Source organism: Anaerobiospirillum succiniciproducens DSM 6400 (genome assembly GCF_000482845.1).
Taxonomy (GTDB): Bacteria; Pseudomonadota; Gammaproteobacteria; order Enterobacterales; family Succinivibrionaceae; genus Anaerobiospirillum; species Anaerobiospirillum succiniciproducens.
The window spans coordinates 19,211-37,762 of the sequence record NZ_AXWV01000041.1 but is presented as its reverse complement, the minus strand read 5'-3'; the positions used below and the strand labels follow the sequence as shown (position 1 = coordinate 37,762).

The window sequence follows — 18,552 nt, the reverse complement described above, 5'->3', positions numbered from 1 at the left end:
ACCCTCGATTCTAGACAACAAATACAGCGCGAGAGCACCTTCATCGGTGAGAGTGCCTGGAGCAGAAGATTTCAGATCTTCTTGAGAAGCAGCATCTTTGCTAACAGACATGGCTGTAGCAAGAATTTGGGGGTCAGCGAGCCAGTTGCGTACTGACTGATCAGATACACAATGCTCTTTGGCCACTTCATTTACCTGCTTGCCTGAGAGTGCATCAGTAACAACCTTAACGCGAAACTCATTGGAAAAAGTCATAGGGAAAACCTCACAAGGAAATCCGCCCTATTATAATAGTTTCGTAAGGTGAAACCAAAAGGTCATCTTGAAAACTAGATTAACACATAGGGTAACTAGTGCGATCTACAAAGATGACGCACACATATCGTTATAGACCACAAGAGTAAAAAATGATCACCTTGCACACCTTAAATTTGACGTAGTTGATCAAATTAATCGCATAGACATTGGAATGGCTAAGACGGCATTGTTTGTGCACTTTCATGATTTTGTAATATCTAGTATGCTTGCTAAACGTGCTTTTGACACTATGACCCATAGTCTCAAGCCCATTTAGTTACAGCACTAACAAGCGCCTAAACTGATTCATCACTGCTTAATCTTATGCCTAAGTCACCTTCAGCCAAAAAACTTCTAACAGCCACTGGTTTGCTGTGCGCCATCTTTGCCGTCAGCACTCCGTTCTGGCTGTTTACTAGTGAGCAATCCGTGTCCGTCGTTAACAAGAACAAAGTCTCAACAAAAGACGCGGCTGCAAAGGTCGACTCAATCACATCATCTAATGACAGTGATAGCCACAACTCCTCAGACAAGGTCTCAAAAGCTGATACTAAGGCCAAGAACAAAGACTCCGACAAGGCCAACACAGCAGATACCAAGGCACAAGACAAAGACTCAGATAAGGCCAACACAGCAGATACTAAGGCCAACGCCAAAGACTCAGATAAGGCCAACACAGCAGATACTAAGGCCAACGCCAAAGACTCAGATAAGACCAATACAGCAGATACTAAGGCCAACGCCAAAGATTCAGATAAGACCAACACAGCAGATACCAAGGCACAAGGCAAAGACTCAGATAAGGCCAATACAGCAGATACCAAGGCACAAGACCAAGATTCAGATAAGGCCAACAAAGCAGATACTAAGGCACAAGGCAAAGACTCAGATAAGGCCAATGCAGTAGATACTAAGGCCAAGGCCAAAGACTCAAACAAGGCACAAGACAAAGCATCAGATAAGGTCAACGATTCAGATGCTAATAACAAAGAGTCTGATAAGGTAAAGGCTGCTGAGTCTAAGACAGATGGCAAGGATGCTCAGGGCAAGACAAGCAATAAAGAATCTGCAGCGATTAATGAGGCTAAGAGCAAGTCCTCAGGTGAGGATAAGTTTGCCACTGCTGCTGTAGAAAAGGATGAGTTATCTGAAAGTGTGCTTTCAGAAGGTCAGAGCATTGCGCAAAAGCCACAGAGCCTTGCAGATAAAGTACGCGACATTACTAAGAGTCGTACTGCTGAGGATAAAGCAGCCTATGAAAGAGCAATAAAGGAAAGAGAGCAGCAAGTTGATGATGCCATTGCCTCCATCTCTGGCAACTATAAAATCTACTTGCCAAATATGTTTAGCGAAAAGGCTGTTGTTATCTACTTCTCAGCTCCGGTTAGCTCCACCAAGATCAATTTAAGAAAGGATGCTGATCTTAGCAAGCTTAAGATTGACTCGCTTAGCGGTGCTACACAAGTTAAGTACCAAGATCAGGATACTTTCCAAGATGTATCAGAGCCAGCGATGGATTACATAGCCAATACGCTCAGCAAAGAAAGTGGTGCCCAGCTCTTTAAGGTAGCTACTGTCACTACCTATCCAGACAACGTATCTAAGCTCTACTCTATGTCTTTTGATGAGCTCAGCAATAGCGAGTATCCAGAGCTTACTGACGATGTCCTTTTAAACATTGATGAGTACTCAGTTATATATCTTTGCTACCCTAATTGGTGGGGTAACATGCCAGGTGCAATTTACAGCTTCTTAGCCAAATACGACCTGTCAGATAAGATCATTGTTCCAGTGTGCTTATACGAAAAAGATAAGTTTTCAGGCACTACAGACACCATCGCAACCATCGAGCCTAATGCTAGTGTCTATAGCAAGGGCTTACTCATCTCTAAAGAAGAGTGCAAGAACGAAAGCAACATGCGCAGTAAGATACGCACCTTCTTAACCGAGCTTTCTAAAGAGTTTGAGTAGCAAAACTGCGTGCAAACAAGATAGTTGTACCGCATAGTAATTGATAAGCCTAGATAGTTGTACCGCATAGTAATTGATAAGCCTAGATAATTGCGCTGCAAAGCAAAAAGGCCGTTACTGTTTGATTGAGACAGACAGTAACGGCCTTTTTCATAGGCTCAGAGCAACTCTGAGCTACTAATAGCTTGAATCTAACAGATTACTCTATGGTAAAACCTGGGCATTTTCAGGCTTTGTTGCATCCACTTGAGTGACGTTTGAGCCCTTAGCTTTATCCTGTGGAGCAGCACCTTGGGATGGATCTGCTGCTTGGGAAGGAGTTGCAGCTTGATTAGATGACTCTGTAGCCTCATTTGTCAGGGCGCTGCCATTGTCTTGAGCTGCTGTGCTCTTATCTACAGTGCTGTCATCTTCTGAGACGATCTCTAAGGCGCTTTTTGCTTTACGCATGCTAAAGTTGCGCTCTTTACACTCCTCTTCAGTAAGACGAGGACGTAGCAACGCAAATAAAATAGCACCTACTAGGACACCGCTGAGAATCGATAGCATATAAAGCATGCTATTAACTGCGATTGGGAAGAGGAACACGCCACCATGAGGAGCGCAAATACCGCAGCGGAAGTACATGCTTAAGGCACCTGCAACGGCAGATCCGCAAATACAAGCAATACGTAATCTTTGAGATGAAGCTAAATAAGGGATTACACCTTCGGTAATAAAGAGCATACCCTTGAATATAGCTCGGTAAGCGCCATCGTATTCTTGTTTATTGAAGCTATGTCGACCAATGAAGCGAGCAGCAACACCTGCAGCCATTGGTGGCACCATACCGCCAGCCATAACTGCACCCATCACTAATGAGCCAGGGCCGGTTTCTGGTAAACAATCAGCAAGTAAGAGCACACCACTAGCGTAGGCAATCTTATTGAATGGACCTCCCATATCTGCTGACATCATGGCCGCAAGGATTGCACCTAGTGCAACCAACACTATCGTATCTGCCTCAAGGAGCAGATCATTTATAAGGTTGTCTATCAGTGCCGCCGGGATATTGGTTATAAACTGAGCAATTAAGGTCGTGAATACAGCGCCCGCTAATGGATAGACCAGCAAGGCGAACATAGCATCATGGCCTTTTAAGAAGCGTTGGGCTATTCGCGCCACCACAAAGGCCACGCCTCCACCCACAAAGCCATTTAACAGCGCTCCTATCACGCCAGCGCCTGCCATATCGGCCATAACACCACCAGTAAATCCTGCTACTAGAGCCATACGTCCTGCCATAGAGAAGGCAATAAAGGCACTAAGTACAGGAAAGAGCAAGGTACCGATACTGTAACTAATTGAATCTAAAAATAGACCTAAGCTGCTGGTCTTAACCAACTCTAAGCGAGCCACAGCTGACAAGATACCTGCAGTAGCAGCCAGTGGCAGAATATAGGTTAAACCGCTCATCAGATGGCGGTAGAGCTTCATTGGCAGGTTATAAGACTCATGAGATGATGAGCCTGCCTTATACACCGGGCAATTTGGATCGAGCGCTTGTTTAAGTAGCATCTCAGGTCGATGCACGCCATCGATAACACCCGAACGCACCATGCGCTTGCCAAGGAATCGATCAATATCAACAGCACGATCTGCAGCAACAATAACGGCCTTGGCTGAAGCAATATCCTCTGGCAAGAGGCTATTGCGATTACCTGCGGCACCATCAGCTTCAACCTTGATGGAAATGCCCATCTCTTTAGCTTTATGCTCTAAAGATTCGGCCGCCATATAAGTATGTGACAGACCAGCAGGGCATGCAGTTACTGCAACAATATCGTACTTGACCTTGTTCTCTTGGTGCTCTGCTTGATCTTCGTTTTGGCTTTGCTCTTCTTCCTCTTTCTTATCCTCAACAGACTCTGCCTTATCGATGATATCTAAAAACTCATCAGGTGTTTTTGCCTCAAGCACATGATGACGAAAGCCCTCATCCATAAGCAGAGTAGATAATCTAGCTAAAACATCGATATGGGCATCTGATGCCTGATGAGGAGAGGCGATCATGAAGATGAGATGTACTGGCTCGCCATCTACAGAATCAAAGTCGACACCATCAGGGACGACCATGGCAGCTAGTCCAGTGCGAATTACGGCATCGCTCTTAGCATGAGGAATAGCAATGCCCTCACCAAGACCTGTTGAGCTGCTACGCTCGCGATCAAAAACTGCTTCACAAAAGCGGTTGATATCACTAATACAGCCAGTTTCGGCCATGATCTCAACTAGCTTAGAAATAGCAGCTTCCTTACTTACCGGATTGGCATCTAAACATACAGAATGCCTATCCAAAAGATCGCGGATCCGCATACATCTACCTTTCAATTACTTTCCAAAAAGCAAAGACGCAAACAACTCATTTAGAGACGGATAATGCGTCACCTACAGACTATATACCTGTTAGCTGCCAACGGTTGTAAGTATCTACAAGTACTAGCCTAAACGTCTTGATCCTAGGCTAATAACTTATTGATAGAGTCTATTCTATCATCATGTGTCAAGGCATTACTGATAAGAGATTAGTATGTAGTGCTACTAGATGGGCAAAATGCTCATCTAGAGGCTATCTCACATAACTAAGTCTCTAGTGAGCACATAAAGCAAAGGGGGCTGCCTCATATCTCTAAACTATGAAGAGATAATGGCAGCCCCCTGAGCTTATGAAGCTTGATTAACGCTTGTGCTTAATGCACAAGCGCTAATCAGAACTAAATAGCTATGCCTTAACAGCTGCTGAGGTGCTATCTGCATGCTGTTCATCAGTATCACTTTTAACAGATGCACTTTCTTTGTTCTTATCTGCATCTGAGTTGTAGTAGCCACGAGGCACCTGACAGAACTGGCTATCAATAAAGGTAATATCCTTAAATGTTGCTGCCTGATCAGGCTCCATATGCAGAGTTATGTCAGCATCCTCAAAGAAGCGGCGGATATTGTGCTCAGCCTCATCAGCAATATCATGAGCTCTCTGGAAGCTCATAGTTCTGTCGAGCACGATATGGCACTGAATATAGATCTGAGGACCTGCCTTACGGGTACGTAAATCATGGAATGAATCAATACCCTCAACGGATAAAATCGCACGGATGATCTTGGAGTGATCTTCTACACTTAAAGACTTATCGAGAAGAGTACCAATTGCAGTATGCCCAATGTGGTAGGAGCTGTGCATGATGTATAAGCCTAAAAGAATAGTGACCACACCATCAGCCCAGTCATAACCCATCTTAGATAAGACTAAGGATAAGATAACACTGAGGTTTAAACCCACATCGGATAAATAGTGGAAGCGATCGGCCTCAATTGCCTCACTCTTAGTCACCTTGCACACATAGCCTTGGAACATAGTCAGCATAATCGTGACGACAATGGAGGCTATCGACACGTAGATAGCAATATCTATATAACCAATCTTCACAGGGTTAATGGTTCTATCAAAGCCATTGAAGATCAGCAATAGCGCCGAACCACCGATGAAGGCAGCTTGTGACAAGGATGCTAAAGCCTCTGCCTTATAGTGACCAAAGCGGTGCTTGTCATCAGCTGGTGAGAGTGCATAACGCAGAGCCAACAGATTGATAAAGGAGGCACTCAAATCGATAAGCGAGTCAGTGAGAGAAGCTAAGATGGAGCTTGAACCTGAGACTAACCATACGCCAAACTTCATCACAATAAGGATGATAGCTGTAGCTACGGATGCGACACCGGCTAAAATCACTAAGCGCTTGTATGTACCCTTGAGCTCTTTAGGCTCTTCTTTTTCTTTCGCAGCGCCACAGCATGAGCCTGATACTTGATTTTCATTATCAGACAAATGAATAGGACAGTCAGGACTATCAGTACCTGGGCAGCCTACTGGACGCTCAAAATCCTGATGATTCATGCACAGCTTCATTTGCTCTGGAGTACAGCAGCACTCATGAGTATGTGTACCATCTGGAGACGCTGTTCTTAGAATAACGACGCGGTTTTTATCTCGCTGTAATGAATCGCTACTAGTATTAGTATCCTTAACACTTGCATCGGCTGCATTGTTCGAGACCGCCTCTGGTGCTGAGGCTTTACTAGCATCTGCAGGAGCTACACTTTGTATAGCGCCTACAGTCTCTTTAGTATCATTGAGCATAGTTTAAGTTGTCTCTGAGTATTTGGTTTAGTTCTTATTGGTAAACCACATTTGGTCTAATACCATATTCACAAGACAGCATAACAACAACTAACATCTTGCTGCCTTATCCCATGTCTAACTAGGCATGAGCACATCCCATGCTCTTTAACAAAGCTACTCCCTTAAAAGCATGAACGCTCATATTCTAGGATTAGCCACATATACCGATAAGCATATGATGTGTTAACAAAAAAAGCGCCGTAGCGCTCTTAAAGTTCTATCTCCTTATTATAAGCCGATTTTGCACTCTCATCATGCTATGAGACAAACTAAACAAGCTACCTTGCTCGCTATAGACTCATGGCTTATTAAAGCGCAACCATAACACTATCCTTTACGTATATTCTTGCCTTTTAAGCCCCACAAAAATTCAGCTTCTAGACTCTGTTAAGGGATTGTCCAATTGCGTTGCCTTTGCGCACTTGCTGTTAATTGCCCCATGACAGGTCGGATTTGCACAAACTAGCTTGGGATTAGATGAAATCTTATTGGGCAAGGGCATGAAAAAAGTGTGAGGCGTGACTAAAAAGCAGCTGAAAGTTACTATAGCTAAGTGTTTAGGGCTAACTTTTGCCACCATACATAGTAGAGTAGTTAATATGCCACTGCTGTCTATTGCCTTTAAGGCTACGTACTGACAGTCATGGGCCTTTATAACACTTGTTGGTTTTAACCATCAGTGTCTAGCTGTGAGCATAAGGATGATGAAAGAAAAGGTTTTTGGTACAAATCACGCTAAGAACTATCATCAATTGCACACAATATATGGTTAGTTTGGCGTGATGATATATCACGACTTAGCAATTATCTTTAAAGTAACCAACGAGTTACGGGGGCTGTTATGGTCAATCGCTTTTTGCGTGCACTGTTTTACTGGCCGATTCGTATCACTGCTACATGTGAACCAATCCCTTTTGAGCCGTTAAAGCACATTAAAATCGATCCTAACAAGCAAATTGTCTACATCATGGTGTCATCCTCTGTAGGCAACATGCTGACCGTGGAGCGCCTGACTAAGCAATTAGGCTGGCCATCCCCATTTGAAGATATTGTGATTGGTCAAAAGAAACTGCCTCGCACTGCCTACTTGCGTGACCCTACTTTCTTTGGCTCCACAGGACGAGCCCGTGACATTAGCGGCACTATCTTTCAATGGTTTGCAGCCTCGCGTGAGATTAATGAAGACCTGCAGATCATTCCTATTTCTGTGCTTTGGTCACGAGACCCTAGTATTGAAGGTGAGGCTATTCGAGGCATTGACTTAGCTACCCCTGTGTGGCGTAAGTTTTTAACTCTTACCTTTGCAGGTCGCGATAACTGCACCATCATCTCTGAGCCTTGTTCAGCTTTTTATTTAGAAGAACGCCTCAAGAGTGTGGGCGACTATATCCTGCGCAAGATTATTCTAAACCGTCTTGTAGCTCTACACTTTTTACGTAAAGCCCGTACCATCGTAGGCAGACCATTTCCAAATCGCTCGCGACTTTTGCATGAACTTGTCCAAAGACAAGGCACGCAAAGTGCGATTGCTGAGGCGATGGAGAAAGATGGCAAGAGCAAAGAGGAGCTTGAAAAGAAAGCTTACGAGATCTTCGATATCATGGTCGCAGACACTCGTTATCCGCTGCTGCGCTTTTTCAACACCATCATTTCCCTCATATGGAAGCGCATCTACCATGGTCAGAGCATTGTAGGCGCGAATAAAGTTCGTAACCTTGTGCAAAACGGCTATGAGATCATCTACATTCCATGTCACCGCTCGCACATGGACTACATCTTATTGCTCTTTGCTATTTTCCATGAGGGCCTGCCTATCCCTCAGGTAGCATCTGGCGATAACTTAAACTTCTTCCCAGTAGGACAAATCATCCGTCGTTGTGGCTCATACTTCATTCGCCGCAAAATGAAGGGTGATACTTTCTACACTGCCTTATTTCGTGAGTACTTATCAGTACTCTTTGAGCGCGGCTATGCTACCGAGTTCTTTATCGAGGGTGGTCGTTCTCGTACTGGACGCACCCTGCCACCAAGAACTGGCATGGTGTCCATGACCGTACAAGCTCAGCTACGTGGTATTGAACGTCCTATTGCCTTCATCCCAACTTATCTTGGTTATGAGCACGTAATGGAAGTAGGCTCATACATGCATGAGCTTGAGGGTGCGGCTAAGAAGAAAGAGAGCATCAAAGGCCTGTTCGGCATCTTTAAGCGTTTACGCTATTACGGCCGTGGCTATGTAACCTTTGGCGAGCCTGTGATTGTGCCTCGATTCCTCAATAAGCATGTACCAAACTGGCATGACTATATTGATCCTACTGGCAATTCACGTCCTGAGTGGCTTTACGACACCGTAAATCAGCTCTCACACGAGATCATCATCAAGCTCAATGACTCAGCTTCAGTTAATGCTATTAACCTGTGCGCCTTAGCTATCATTGGTGATGCTGACCATACTCTCAGTATCAATATGCTAAAACGCTGTCTGAAGCTTTACTTGCTAGTTCTCTCTTGCGATGAGCGTCGTAAGGGTCTCATGCCTTCAGGCAGTCTCGACACTATCATTGCTCAGGCTTTAGAGCTTAAGAAATTCCGCGTCTATGACGTCGGTGAGGATATGAAGTTTGTACGCCCAAGTCGTGGTCAGACTCTGCAGCTTACTTACTTCCAGAACAATATTCTGCACTTAGTAGCACTACCTGCTCTCATTGCAAGCGTCATCATTCGTAACGGTCATATCAGCCGTGCCAATGTAATCTCACACACCCGCTCATTGTTCTACTTCTTAAAGCACGAGCTGTTTACTCCAATTACTGAAGACGAGCTCGACAGCTTCATTAACAAATACATCAATGTCTTTGTTAAGGGTGGTTACATCCTTGATCTTGACCATAACATGCTCGCACTGTCTGGTGATGGCTATGAGGAGCTCTTAATTCTTTCTAACTCCATTCGCTTAAACCTCGTACGCTATCTAATCGCTGTAACCTTGCTACGCCAAATCAACGACGGCACATTAACTAAGAATGACTTTGTTACTGCTTGTGTCGATCTGTGTAAGGAAGTGCCAGCTGAGGTCACTAATAACTCTCCTGAGTTTGCTGACCCCATCATGTTTAACATCATGTGTGATACCTTTGTGCGTCACAGTTATTTTAGCTACAGTGAAAATGGCACCATCATCCCAGAGCATAATAAGATCGTAAAACTAGCCCAGGCTGCTGAGCCGCTGCTCGCAGCCAAGTTAGTACGCCATCTTAAAACTGAGATTGAGAACATCAAGTCACACAATGTGCTAGGCCGCGAAGCTGCCAAAGCTGCGCAAGCTGAGTCTGCCGCTAAACTCACCCCTGTGGCAGAGGCTGTATCTGCTACAGCTGATGAGAGACCTATCATAAGTAACGATTCAGCAAAGGCAGAAAATAAAACTCATGGTGCAGCTATCTCTGAGGACAAAATTGAGAGCGGTGCGGCTGCTTGTGAGGATAAGATGCAGTCAGTATCTGAGTTTCTTGATGACAAAGACGCCAAGTCCTAGGATTTAACGCCATTATTTGCTTTCCTAAGATGGTGCAGTTTTAGCTCTTATCTTAGTTGTGTGAAATGCATAGATGCGCATTGCCTTATGATCTGATAGCATTACAGTGCGTTATTATATTGATGAGGTCTGTTTGTATTAGGCCCATTTTATCTTGCACTATTTAACCTTAGCTTAGGCAAATTCATCATCTGCCCAAACTAAGAACGGATCTTGCAAGAGAATTGATAATTGGCGTAAATATCACAATATTTTGACGCCATATACTCTTCTTTTAAGTTAGAAGAAGACAAGTTTTCTGCTGAAACTGCGCTTTCAGCCACTTCAGATGATCAAGGCATAAATGCCTTGGTATCATTAGAGAAGTTAATCCTGCTTCATGCAGGGCAAGCCTGCCTTTAGTTGGGCAGCTGCCGCTCAGTATCACACGGCAGCTGAACGCTGCCTGCTTGATGCTGTTGTAATTCAGGAACAATTTGCAATGAACCACAAGTTTTTGCTCGCTGCCGCTACTGGCATGCTGCTGTTAGGCTCATCAGTTACAGCTATCGCCGCAGACGATCCACGCTCACATCAACCAATCGATATCAATGCTGAGGCTCAAGACCCTGCTCAGGCTTTAGCTGATGCGATTGCCCCAGAGATTGGTTACTACGACATTACTCCTGACTTTACTACTAACTTAGCTAGCAATGGCTCTGGCCGTATGCACTACTTACGTGTACACGTAAACGTCATGGTTAAGGACGCTAACGATCTGCCTCTGCTCACCGAGCACGATGCTTTAATCCGTGACGCAATCTTAACTATCATCGGTGCTAAAGAGTACAACGCTATTGCTACTGCAGCTGGTCGTGAGGCATTAAGAGCTGAGTGCCGTGCCCGCGTTGCTGATATTTTAGCTAACAAGAAGGGTGGCCCTGTTATTCAGGATCTGCTCTTTACTAACTACATCTATCAGTAGTTGTAATGAAGATCTTGTACCTTGAGACAAGATCTTTTCATATCAACACGATATTGACTTTATATGCCGACAGGCATAAAAAAAGCGCCTGCTCTATGAGCATTGGCGCTTTTTTAATGACTGCCACATACTGCATGCATGTGGCAACTAAAAGGCTTTGGCAAGCTTTAGCCTTGACCTTAAGCTCTAAGCTTCTTTCAAGCGAAGCTTGCCTTTGAGATCAATCAGACCTGCAAGCAGACCTACCACTAAGCCGCCTACATGAGCAAAGTTGGCCATACCGCTTAAGAAGAAGCCAAAGCCAATAAAGATAACGCTCACGAGCAGCAGACCGTTTGGAATACGTAAGCCCTCTGGGATGTCCTCTCGTCTTGAGAGAATACCCATATAGCCAATCACGCCGTAAACCACACCTGACATACCGCCGTAGACATGCATGCCGTCTTGGAAGAGCAGCTGCACCGCATTAGAAAATACGGCCATGGCAAGCACTAAGCCTAAAAGCTTAAATGTGCCTAAAAAACGCTCGATATTGCGGGCAAAAGCCTCAAACATCACGAGGTTAAAGGCGATATGCAAGATACCAAAGTGGAGGAAAATTGGGCTGATAACTCTCCATACCTCGCCACCTTCAGTAATCTGAGCTAATGAAGTCCAGCTTAGAGTGCCTAACAGATAAGGCTCTAAATTAGACAGCAGCATCACAAGATAAATGGCAATACAGATGATCTCAATTACAGAAGTGAGAGTAAAAGGATTCCAGGCATAATTGCCCATCATAAAGCCAAGGGTACCTTGTCCTTGTGTACGCTCACGCTTAACGGTACGACCACTAGCCCATGCAGCCTTATTGTATTCTTTGGCAAAGGGGCTATTCATGAAGTGCAAGAGCTCAATTTTTACTTTGGAGACATCTGACTCGTTACGCACATAGATAGCGTAACTTGAGCCAAAGCCAGGCTTAGCCACAGCTTTGATACCCTTGGAGTTCAGATAGTCAGCAAAAGTTAAAGCCTGAGCTCGGTCTTTAATTAAGCCAGCCTCGTATGGGAAATTAATGTCGTCTATCTCTTTGAATTCAGCCATTTCATGTACTCTGCTACGCCTTCAGCTACAGTCTTGAACTGCACATCACAACCTGAAGCACGTAAGTTAGTCAGGTCAGCCTGAGTAAAGCTCTGATAGTGGCCCTTTAAGTGCTCTGGGAATGGGATAAACTCCACCTCACCGTGGCCATGATGCTCAATTACTGCTTTAGCTATGTTTAAGAAAGGCTCGGCACGACCAGTACCACAGTTATAGATGCCTGATGGACCTTGGTGCTCAAAGAACCATAAGTTAACCTTAGCCACATCCTCAACATAGACGAAGTCACGGGTATGACCACCATTTTCATAGCCATCAGTACCCTCAAAGAGCTTAGGATTTTCGCCACGTAACATCTGATTGTTCAGATGGAATGCAACAGAGGCCATAGAGCCCTTATGACCCTCACGTGGACCATAAACATTGAAGTATCTAAAGCCAACTACCTGAGACTTTAATGAGGACATTCTCTCTCTTAAGTACTCATCAAATAAGAACTTAGAGTAGCCATATACGTTCAGTGGGCCCTCGTACTCACGACCCTCTTTAAAATCGGTCTTGTCGCCGTAAGTAGCTGCAGAAGAAGCATATAAGAATGGAATACGATGGGCAGTGGCAAACTCAAAGAGCTCGACTGTGTACTCGTAGTTATTCTTCATTACATACTTGCCGTCCCACTCAGTAGTAGCAGAGCATGCACCCTCATGGAAGATGGCATCGATATTGGCACAACCGTACTTCTTGTCAAAAGCCTCTTCATTAGTAAAGAGCTTAAAGAAGTCTTCCTTGTCCATGTAGTCAGCAATATTCAGATCAACGAGGTTCACAAACTTGTGACCATCCTTGAGGTTATCTACTACCAGAATGTCACGACGACCGCGATCATTTAGCAATTTGACAATATTGCTACCGATAAAGCCGGCACCACCAGTTACGATGATCATATCAAGCTCCTGTTAAGCCTTGCGGTCAACCAATGAGTTGCTACCTACGCTAAGACTATTTGATCGAAAAAATCTACTAAAAAGCCACACACCATATAAAGATTATGAAATTAGGCATAAGCTTCACTAGCATCTTACTATTGTCGTTGATCTAAAAAGCACTATGCAAGCCATTTGTATCTCATATTGGATCAATGTTCTCACAAATGGACAAACTTATGAAAAATAAACGGCGTTTGTCATAAGCGCCCGCACATGATTTACATCAGTAAAGCACAACAGCAAAGGCCTAGCTGCACTGAAAGTTATGGCTATGACCATCAAGGCCATCTATACAGTGAACTTTCTCAAAACTACATTGTCCTGATAGGACACCTTGAACAAATGCTGCTAAACTAAGTGGATTGCTGTTATATATTGTGATGTGCAATTTGTTAGTAGTAAGTCTCTTCATTGTAATTGCTAAAACTTAGACAAATCATTGAAGATCTTATCTGTTGTGGCATTGTGGTTTTGACTTTAGATTGGATTACTCATGGCTAAGAGCATTTTAGTCGTATCTCCTGCTTGGCTAGGTGACATCATCATGTCGCAAAGTCTTCTTAAAACATTAAAAAGACAGGATCCAGACTGTCAGATCACCATGTATGCTCCTGCCTATGCGCATGTGATTATTGAACGCATGAAAGAGGTCGACAGCATCATCACTAATCCTTTTGCTCACGGCAGTCTTGATCTTGCAGGACGCTATAGCGAGGGCAAAAAGCTTAAAGCTATGGGCTTTGATAAGGCCTATGTGTTACCCAACTCGCTAAAATCAGCACTAGTACCATTCTTTGCAGGTATTAAAGAGCGTATTGGCCTAAAAGGAGAGTCCCGCTATCTCTTATTAAATAAGATGATTAAGGACAAAACTTCATATCAGCGTATGAGTGCACGTTATGTAGCTCTTGCTTATATTGATGATAAGAATGTGGTCGATGATAAGAGCCTACCTGCGTTTGACTACCCATCCCTTGAGGTTAAAAAGCCAAGTGATGAGCTTCTTGAGCGCCTAAACTTAAGTTTAGACAGACCATTATTGGTCTTAGGCTGCGGTGCTAACTATGGACCTGCTAAGCTCTGGCCAGCGGAGTACTTTGCCAAAGTTAGTGCTCACTTTATCGGCAAAGGCTATTGTGTTGTCGCCCCTGGGTCACAAAAAGATAAGCCAACCACCGAGCTCATTGCTAAGCACCTTAAAGAGATTAACGAAACTTACCTTGATAATTACAAAGACATCTGTGGCATGACCTCCCTTACTGAGGTCCTAGATGTAATTGGCGCATCATCTGCAGCAGTATGTAATGACTCTGGTCTGATGCATACTGTAGCAGCTGCCAATGTGCCACAAGTATGTATCTTTGGCTCCACGTCCACAGGCTATACCCCGCCGCTATCTGAGATAGCAGCATGTGTAGAGTCTACTCAGCCATGTCATCCATGTTTTAAGCGTACTTGTAAGTTCGATACCTACGCGTGCCTTAAAGAACTCACACCTGACATGGTCATAACTAAACTTGAAGAAGTTATTGCCAAGAGCAATACCATAGCTTGCAAAAGCACAAGCTAAGAAATTAAACCAAACAAACAGCAACCAACTGCCCCTTCTAAACACTTGAAGGTGTAAGTCAACGTAGTTTGCCCTATGTCTATTAGATCTCGACTATTCTTATTCTTTTACTATGTGGCAACCACCTTAGTGGTGCTACCAGGTCTGCTGTTTCTTGTGTGGAAGAAACGTAAAGATCCTGGCTATGGCTCACGTGTATTTGAGCTTTTAGGCTTGTATAAGACCGGGCTACGTAACTGTATTTGGTTTCATACAGTGAGTGTGGGCGAGGCTATCGCTGCTCGACCTTTAATCACCGCTTTTGTTAAACGCCACCCTAAGCTGCCTATCTTAGTTACTACCACCACAACCACTGGCGCGAAAGAGATTTTAAAGATTGATGGCATTACTCACGTATACGCGCCGCTTGATTGTCCTTTATGTGTGTGGTTGTTTTATAAGAACTTTAGGCCAAAGAATCTCTTTATTATGGAGACTGAGCTGTGGCCAAGCATGCTCAGCTTTTCAAAGCTATTCAAAACTAAAGTCAGTGTCTTTAATGCCCGTATGCCAGAAAAGACCTGCCATAAGTATGAAAAGCACAAGGTGATCACTCGCGATATCATCGCCAATCGCCTAAGCAAAGTGATTTGCCAAACCAAGGACGATGCTGAGCGCTTTAGACGTATTGGAGTAAGCGACGATAGGATTATTACCGCAGGCTCGCTTAAGTATGATTTAACGCCTAATGAGCCTCTCTTTAGACGTGCACGTGCCATTCATAATCTTAAGCCTGATCTACAGTATGTAGGCGCGATCTCGACTCACGAGGGTGAAGAGTCCATGATTATTGAGACCTTCTACTCTCTACAGTCAAAATTCCCTAATCTGCGCTTAGTGCTTGTACCACGCCATCAGTCTGGCGTATCACGCGCTGAGAACTTTTTAGATGATATCAGTGGTTCCTATGCTTTAAGAACTCACCTTAACTCTGATCTAAGCGATTTTAGCCATGACATTCTCATCGGCAATACCATGGGTGAGATTGAGTTTTATTTAGGCATGTGCGATATCGTAGTAATGGGCGGTAGCTTTATTGATATTGGTGGCCATAACCCACTAGAGCCTGCCTATTTCTCCTTGCCAATTATTACTGGCCCATACTATTACAACTTTACCGAGCAGTTTGAAAATCTCATTGAGCATGGCGCTGCCTTTGTAGCTAACGACCATCGTCGTCTATATAACATCTGCAAGATGTTCTTAAATGACCCTGATCTAATGTTAAAGAGCGGTATGACCGCCTTTGATATTCAGCAGCAAGGTCGCGGTGCCGTGAACAAGACCCTTGATGCCATCGAAGAGTGCCTACGCTCATAAAATAGCCTTGGCGCTTAAATATCAATGCATGCCTACACTAATAAGAGCCTAGTTTACTGAGGCCATTAATGGCGCTTTAGTTTGCGCCCAACAAAAAGCCCAGCATTAAGCTGGGCTTTTTGTTAGCGGTGTACGCAAAATCTTGTTACTGCTTAGCTCTGACTTATTTGTCTGCCTTTACAGTACGCAGGAACTCTACGTAGTTACGTGCGCTCTCTGCAACCTCAGTCATATCGAGGTTACCATTAACTGGCTTTGCATTGTAGAACACATAAGTGCCAGCATACTCAGCACCACAGTACTTAAATGAGTTGATGTAGGAGTTTAAGTACTCTTCTACGCTCACACCAGGAACACCACCCTGCTCATATACGTCAGCACTAGCACCTGCAGTTACAGCAAATGCAAACTTACGACCCTGCAGATGACGACCGCCAGCAAATGCCCACCCTGGGGTTAATACTGAGTCGACCCACTGCTTTAACATTGGAGGGCTGTTAAACCAGAACATTGGGAACTGAAAAACAATGCTGCCATTGTTATCAATAATTGAATGCTCTAAAACATGATCGATGGAGCTTCTAGGGTAGGAGCTTTGCAGGTTGTGAAGTACAAACTCTTCAGGGTACTTACGTACTTCGTCAACCCAACGACGGTTAACCACTGACTGATCGTAAAATGGGTGATCAACAATAATTAAAGTTTTCATTGGTAATACGCCGTGAAAATGACTTAAGTCATAGACAACGGCTTACTCCTTTCTAGGTTCGGGAACAGCGCCTCTAAAACCAGAGGTGCTAAAGTTTTCGGTGGCTGCCGTTTAATGCACCGCAGTAGTAAAACTGCCAGAACATCTTGCTTAGAGCAAAGCTTAATGCGCACACTGCAACTTAATTAGCAACTTACTCAGCACAGAGCCAATTTCATGACCAATTTAAGCTGTGGCCAAATCTGTCTTCCAACGGTCACCACAAGTACATCAACATGATGCACTGCTAATCACTTTGCTACTCATAAGCATTAGTCTTATCTATGGATAGTGTAAAAGTATCTTTACTATTAGCTACACAAGAGTCACTAACACCTTACGATTAGCTATCTGTACTAAAAAATGTACTGTGACAATGATATTGATGATTGTAGCGTTTTTTGGGTTTCCGATCAAAGAAAACCGCACGAAAAGGGCCTAGATTACGCCCTAATTGGGCATTTTAATCAAGAAATGGCACTCAAAGTAACAATCTTATAGAAGATAAGCGCTCACAACGATGCAAACCATTGGCCCCAATAGCATCACTAATGCACCTAAACATAAGCTCTTGATAGCGAAAAACATGTTTAACTTAGACTTAGGCAAGCCCCAACCTACAAACTGCTTACCTTTGCCTTAATCAACCACATGGCCGCATGATAGCTTTGCCTTAGTCAGCCACATGGCCGCATGATGGCTTTTACTTAGTCAACCACATGGCTGCATGGTAGCTTTTACTTAGTCAACCACATGGTAGCTTTTACTTAGACAACCGACATGGCCGCATGGTAGCTTTTACTTAGACAACCGACATGGCCGCATGATGGCTTTTACTTAGTCAACACGTGACTCATCATCGCTACTTAAAGACTCATTTGCCTGAGCATCTTCCTCGGTGCTCTCAGCAGATTTGCGAATCAAAGTCATGATGAGATCGACATCTAATGACTCGAGGTTTTTGTGCTCTTTTTCCTTATTAAAGGAGCGCTCTAGTCTTGAGAGCATACTCCTTTCATCTGACTTAGACAGATTTGCACGAATCTCGCACTTATCAAAGTCGATTAAGAAGCACTGATCCTCATTATCAATGAGAATATTGCGAATATTCAGATCAGTGTGCATCAAGCCTGCATCAAAGAAGCGGCGTAACATCATGCCGATCTTACGCATCTGACCTTGAGTAAGTTCACCTTGCTCTAAGATCTCAGCAATATTCTTGGTATTAGGAATCTGCTCAACGACAATGTCATTCTTAATCCAAATTGACCCCACCTGCTCACGGGCAATTAAAGGACGAGGCACTGGCAGTCCTAAGCGGTAGAGCTTGGCGGTAAGTTCAAACTCTAAGCGTGCACGCATGGCGTTTTTATCCATACGGAAAAAGCCATCGGTCATAAACTTGCCAATAAAACCGCCACGGAAGTAATGACGCATGCACAATGAGAAGCTTTGCTCGGCATCATCAATTGTGACATCTGGTACAGCCATATAAGACTCAAGACCACGCTCTTTACGAGCCTTGTCACGAGCACGTTCCATCTCAATTTCAAAATCACGTGCAGGGCCAAAGAGTTTTGCCGCCTTCACATAATCTAAGGTGTACAAAATGGTCTGGCCTCTACCACCCTTGTTTGAGATGTTATAGCCATTAGTATCGATAAACTCTTGGCTAAAGTAGCGATTTAATGCTTCAAATGTAGTGCTCGCGTTATAGCCACTCTTTGGATCAACTAAGAAATTGATCTCGCCCTCATCACGTCGATTGAAGCTTAAAGTGCGTGATAAATGACTCTCATCATAAAGATATCTATCCATGATTT

Annotated in this window: 12 protein-coding genes; 5 read left to right on the top strand and 7 right to left on the bottom strand. The window is 44.0% G+C overall.

Annotated features, from left to right (window positions below; all coding sequences use genetic code 11):
- On the bottom strand, window positions 1-255 hold a 255-nt coding region (locus H524_RS0106935), incomplete at its 3' end, for a transposase (protein WP_027939698.1).
- A gap of 366 nt (window positions 256-621) precedes the next feature.
- Here H524_RS0106935 and H524_RS16525 point away from each other — a divergent pair.
- Entirely contained in the window at window positions 622-2,268 is a 1,647-nt protein-coding gene (locus tag H524_RS16525) for a flavodoxin (protein ID WP_052338964.1), read from the top strand.
- Window positions 2,269-2,472: 204 nt separating this feature from the next.
- Here the strand turns inward: H524_RS16525 and H524_RS14735 are convergent, their stop codons facing one another.
- Entirely contained in the window at window positions 2,473-4,623 is a 2,151-nt protein-coding gene (locus tag H524_RS14735; protein ID WP_052338963.1) for a PTS fructose transporter subunit IIABC, read from the bottom strand.
- A gap of 406 nt (window positions 4,624-5,029) precedes the next feature.
- Window positions 5,030-6,439 (bottom strand): cation diffusion facilitator family transporter, encoded by a 1,410-nt coding sequence (locus tag H524_RS14730; protein WP_245580448.1) that lies wholly within the window; start codon window positions 6,437-6,439, stop codon window positions 5,030-5,032.
- An 883-nt stretch (window positions 6,440-7,322) separates the two neighbouring features.
- Between H524_RS14730 and plsB the strand changes: the two genes are divergently transcribed.
- Both plsB and H524_RS14720 read left to right on the top strand, forming a co-directional pair.
- The gene (plsB, locus tag H524_RS14725; protein ID WP_052338962.1) at window positions 7,323-10,016 is read left to right on the top strand and encodes a glycerol-3-phosphate 1-O-acyltransferase PlsB; all 2,694 of its coding nucleotides are present in this window, start codon (window positions 7,323-7,325) and stop codon (window positions 10,014-10,016) included.
- 379 nt (window positions 10,017-10,395) lie between these two features.
- Window positions 10,396-10,980: a flagellar basal body-associated FliL family protein gene (locus H524_RS14720; RefSeq protein WP_052338961.1), complete on the top strand. Its 585-nt coding sequence runs from the start codon at window positions 10,396-10,398 to the stop codon at window positions 10,978-10,980.
- A 186-nt stretch (window positions 10,981-11,166) separates the two neighbouring features.
- On the opposite strand, the gene H524_RS0106905 is transcribed toward H524_RS14720, so the two are convergent.
- Entirely contained in the window at window positions 11,167-12,066 is a 900-nt protein-coding gene (locus H524_RS0106905) for a rhomboid family intramembrane serine protease (protein WP_027939697.1), read from the bottom strand.
- A complete protein-coding gene (rfaD, locus tag H524_RS0106900) occupies window positions 12,045-13,010 on the bottom strand; it encodes an ADP-glyceromanno-heptose 6-epimerase (RefSeq protein ID WP_027939696.1) in 966 nt (321 codons plus the stop codon). Before rfaD ends, H524_RS0106905 begins: the two co-directional genes overlap by 22 nt.
- Window positions 13,011-13,545: 535 nt before the next feature.
- Here rfaD and waaF point away from each other — a divergent pair.
- Complete coding sequence (gene waaF / locus H524_RS0106895; RefSeq protein ID WP_044121691.1) at window positions 13,546-14,622, top strand: lipopolysaccharide heptosyltransferase II; 1,077 nt, start codon at window positions 13,546-13,548, stop codon at window positions 14,620-14,622.
- A gap of 75 nt (window positions 14,623-14,697) precedes the next feature.
- A complete protein-coding gene (locus H524_RS0106890) occupies window positions 14,698-15,981 on the top strand; it encodes a 3-deoxy-D-manno-octulosonic acid transferase (protein WP_027939694.1) in 1,284 nt (427 codons plus the stop codon).
- Between the two features lie 163 nt (window positions 15,982-16,144).
- Here the strand turns inward: H524_RS0106890 and H524_RS0106885 are convergent, their stop codons facing one another.
- Both H524_RS0106885 and H524_RS16520 read right to left on the bottom strand, forming a co-directional pair.
- Window positions 16,145-16,690: an NAD(P)H-dependent oxidoreductase gene (locus H524_RS0106885; protein ID WP_027939693.1), complete on the bottom strand. Its 546-nt coding sequence runs from the start codon at window positions 16,688-16,690 to the stop codon at window positions 16,145-16,147.
- A gap of 876 nt (window positions 16,691-17,566) precedes the next feature.
- The gene (locus H524_RS16520; protein WP_052338960.1) at window positions 17,567-18,547 is read right to left on the bottom strand and encodes a 3-deoxy-D-manno-octulosonic acid kinase; all 981 of its coding nucleotides are present in this window, start codon (window positions 18,545-18,547) and stop codon (window positions 17,567-17,569) included.
- Window positions 18,548-18,552 lie beyond the last annotated feature (5 nt).

Excerpts from the sequence above, each read along its gene's own strand:
- rfaD (WP_027939696.1), bottom strand. The coding sequence starts at position 13,010 with ATGATCATCGTAACTGGTGGTGCCGGCTTTATCGGTAGCAATATTGTC.
- H524_RS16520 (WP_052338960.1), bottom strand. The coding sequence starts at position 18,547 with ATGGATAGATATCTTTATGATGAGAGTCATTTATCACGCACTTTAAGC.
- waaF (WP_044121691.1), top strand. The coding sequence starts at position 13,546 with ATGGCTAAGAGCATTTTAGTCGTATCTCCTGCTTGGCTAGGTGACATC.
- H524_RS16525 (WP_052338964.1), top strand. The coding sequence starts at position 622 with ATGCCTAAGTCACCTTCAGCCAAAAAACTTCTAACAGCCACTGGTTTG.
- H524_RS14735 (WP_052338963.1), bottom strand. The coding sequence starts at position 4,623 with ATGCGGATCCGCGATCTTTTGGATAGGCATTCTGTATGTTTAGATGCC.
- H524_RS14730 (WP_245580448.1), bottom strand. The coding sequence starts at position 6,439 with ATGCTCAATGATACTAAAGAGACTGTAGGCGCTATACAAAGTGTAGCT.
- H524_RS0106890 (WP_027939694.1), top strand. The coding sequence starts at position 14,698 with ATGTCTATTAGATCTCGACTATTCTTATTCTTTTACTATGTGGCAACC.
- H524_RS0106885 (WP_027939693.1), bottom strand. The coding sequence starts at position 16,690 with ATGAAAACTTTAATTATTGTTGATCACCCATTTTACGATCAGTCAGTG.
- H524_RS14720 (WP_052338961.1), top strand. The coding sequence starts at position 10,396 with ATGCAGGGCAAGCCTGCCTTTAGTTGGGCAGCTGCCGCTCAGTATCAC.
- plsB (WP_052338962.1), top strand. The coding sequence starts at position 7,323 with ATGGTCAATCGCTTTTTGCGTGCACTGTTTTACTGGCCGATTCGTATC.
- H524_RS0106905 (WP_027939697.1), bottom strand. The coding sequence starts at position 12,066 with ATGGCTGAATTCAAAGAGATAGACGACATTAATTTCCCATACGAGGCT.